The 3,399-nt window shown below is 61.0% G+C and carries 1 protein-coding gene; it reads left to right on the forward strand.

The features are described 5' to 3' along the window. A partial coding sequence (locus ACCI49_RS24000; protein ID WP_371841775.1) for an amino acid adenylation domain-containing protein occupies positions 1–3,399 on the forward strand: 3,399 nt, incomplete at both ends.

A 3,399-nucleotide genomic window follows, 5' to 3' on the forward strand; every position in this document is an offset into this window, starting at 1 on the left:
CGTCACGCGCATACTGCTGACCCGTGCACCGGAGCGTATTCACGGCCGGATCAACGATGTACTGCTGACAGCCTTCGCCCTGGCAATGGCTGACTGGCGCGAGCGCCACGGCTTTGGCAATGCGGAAGGGGTTCGCTTTGATCTGGAAGGCCACGGCCGCGAAGCCGTGGAGGACGGCGCCGATCTGTCTCGCACCATTGGCTGGTTTACCAGCCAGTTCCCGCTGCAACTGTCACTGGCCGGCATCGATTGGGCGGAGGCCCGGTGTGGTGAGACTGAACGGCAGAAGGGGATGATGTCGGCGCTTAAGTCGGTCAAAGAGCAGTTACGACGTGTACCGAACAACGGCGTTGGCTATGGGCTCCTGCGCTATCTGGATAAGCAGGGGCGGGAGATGTTGGCGTCCCGGCCGGCCCCCCAGGTGCGCTTTAATTACCTGGGACGATTTGCAGTCGCGGATGAAAACCCGGCGGGCCGACAATGGGTAATGGCCACCGAGGTGGCCCAGGGAGATGACGGTGGCGAGTGCCGCGGACTGTCCCACGCCCTGGACCTGAATGCGACCACGGAAGACGGCAGTGCAGGCCCCGTACTGTGCGCAAGTTGGAGTTGGGCTGACGAGTTGCTGGACGAGGCAGTGGTTAGGGATCTCGCAGTAACCTGGTTTGCGCGGTTATGCGATATTGCTGTGGCGGTGAGAGGGGATGGACAGGCTTTGCTGACCCCTTCGGACGTGCCTCTTGCAGGTCTGCAACAGGTTCAGATTGAAGCGATCGAAAGCACACAGCCGCATGTGCAGGACATCTTGCCGTTGTCGCCGCTTCAGCACGGATTCCTGTTTCACGCGTTTTACGAGCAGGGGCAGGTATCGTCGGTGGACGAAACTCCTGTACAGCGCGCGCTTGCCCAGGAATTGCCCTATGTAGTGCAAATGGCCTTTAGCCTCGTGGGCCCCCTCGATAACGAACGGCTGCACCGAGCCGCGCGGATGCTATGGCAGCGTCATGCAAACCTGCGCGCCACCTTTGTTCACGAGGGACTGTGGGCGCCGGTGCAGGTCATCGCCAAGGATGTGGAACTTCCCTGGCGCTCAATCACATTGGAGAGCGTCACCGACGCGAAGCAGGCGATGGATGCCCTGCTGCGGGAGGATCGCAACGAAGGCTTCGACCTCGAGAAGGGTCCACTGCTACGTCTGACTTTGGTACGTGAGCATGCGCAACTCCACCACCTGGTACTGACCAATCACCACATTCTGTTTGATGGCTGGTCGCTACCGATCCTGCTGCACGAATTATTCACTCTCTATCAGAACGGTGCCGATTTAGCGGCGCTTCCAGCCGTCGTCCCGTACCGGAACTATCTCGCCTGGCTTAACAAGCGTGATCCCGATGTTGCTCGCGCAGCCTGGCGTGAATATCTGGCGGGACTCGATGAAGCCACCCGGATTGCGCCGGCGCATCTGGATGCGGCGCCGGGGCAAGTGCATAAGCACATTTTGTCGGAAACCCTGACGCGTCGGCTGGAAGAGCAGGCGCGCGGTCTCGGCGTCACCCTCAATACCCTGATCCAGGCAGGCTGGGGAGTACTGCTGGGAAGGATGACCGGTCGCAATGACGTTGTGTTTGGTACTACCGTATCCGGCCGCCCACCAGAGCTGCCGGGTATCGAGCGTATGGTCGGGCTGTTTATCAACACCCTTCCGGTGCGAGTACGCATTCATCCCGAGCAGTCGTTTGCAGCGCTACTGAAAGATCTGCATTCACGACAATCGGCATTGCTCGAACATCAATACCTGAGCCTGCCCGAGATACAGCGGGTCGGGGGGATCGGTGAATTGTTCGATACGTTGACGGTGTTTGAAAACTATCCCATCGACGAAAGTGCCCTGGCCGAGGGGCAGCCAGACGTGGAAATGTTTCAAGTGCACCGCCACAGCCAGCACGGCGGTGATACTTCCCACTATCCCTTGGGATTGGCGGCAATGCCGGGCGACGGCATGAAACTGGGCTTGAGCTATCGCGACGACCTTTTCGACGAGGATCAGGCGATACGGATTATGACGGCCTATGTGCGAATTCTGGAGGCCATGGCCGAAGATCCCGCGCAGCCGACGGGCCGGGTGGAGCTGCTGGACAGCAGTCAGCGGGAGCAGATTCTTACATCCTTCAACGCCACGAGTACCTCGGAAACGTTTCCTCGGGGAAAAACGCTGCACTCACTGTTTGAACAGCAGGCGGCACGGACGCCACACGCGATCGCACTGACTTCCAGTGACGGCTCGTTGGACTATGCCGAGCTCGAGCGCCGGGCCAACCGTCTCGCGCACCTGCTGATTGCCCGGGGGGTTGGCGCGGAAGACCGGGTTGCAATTGCGTTGCTCAGGTCGAGCGCCGCCATTATCACACTGCTCGCGGTGCTGAAGGCCGGCGCGGCTTACTTGCCGCTTGATCCGACGCATCCTGCGGAGCGCATCGCCTATATCCTCCGGGAGGGGCGACCCGCCTTGCTGATTTCGAATGCCGCCTTTGCCGTGCCGGCGGAGGTCGAGTTACCGCTACTGACGATTGACAGCAAGGCGACAAGGGCCGAGCTCGATCGGTCTAGCACCCAGGCGCCGCAGGATTTCGATCGCCGCGGCGCGGTGCGGGCACGACACTGTGCCTATGTGATATATACGTCGGGATCTACCGGTGAGCCCAAAGGCGTAGCGGTAGAGCATGCACAGGCGGCAAATGCAATCCGTGCCCGCTCACTACGTTATCCATCCCATCGCAGTTCCCTATTGCTACCTTCGCTCGCGTTCGATGCGTCCCTGGCGGCAATATTGGGCAGCCTCACCACTGGTGCCAATCTGATCCTTCCCGGAGAGGGCCTTGAACAGGACATACCGGCTCTGATCGGCCTGGTGGTGCAGTACCAGGTGCAACACTGGCTCAGTGGTCCAGGGCTGTATGCGGCAGTACTCGACAGCGCTGGCGATCGTCTGGGATCCCTGCGCACAGTAGTGCTCGGGGGAGAGGCCATTCCGCCGTCAGTACCGCAAGGCCACCGTACACAGGCCCCTCAAGCTGTGCTCTACAACGAGTACGGGCCCACGGAAACAGCGATCTGGTGTTGTTCGGGAGAAGTTTCAACGCTGGAACACAGCCTGGCCGGTATCGGCGGACCTATCGCCAATGCGCGCTTTTATGTACTGGATCCGGCTCTGCAACCGGTGCCGGTGGGCATGGCAGGTGAGTTGTACATCGCCGGCGCCGGGCTCGCGCGGGGCTACCTGGACCGACCGGGATTGACTGCCGAGCGGTTTGTCGCCAACCCCTTCGAGCCGGGTGCGCGCATGTACCGCTCCGGCGATCTGGTGCGCTGGCGACACAACGGGGAGATCGATTACCTGGG

Source organism: Microbulbifer epialgicus (assembly GCF_041447265.1).
In the GTDB taxonomy this organism is placed as follows: domain Bacteria; phylum Pseudomonadota; class Gammaproteobacteria; order Pseudomonadales; family Cellvibrionaceae; genus Microbulbifer; species Microbulbifer epialgicus.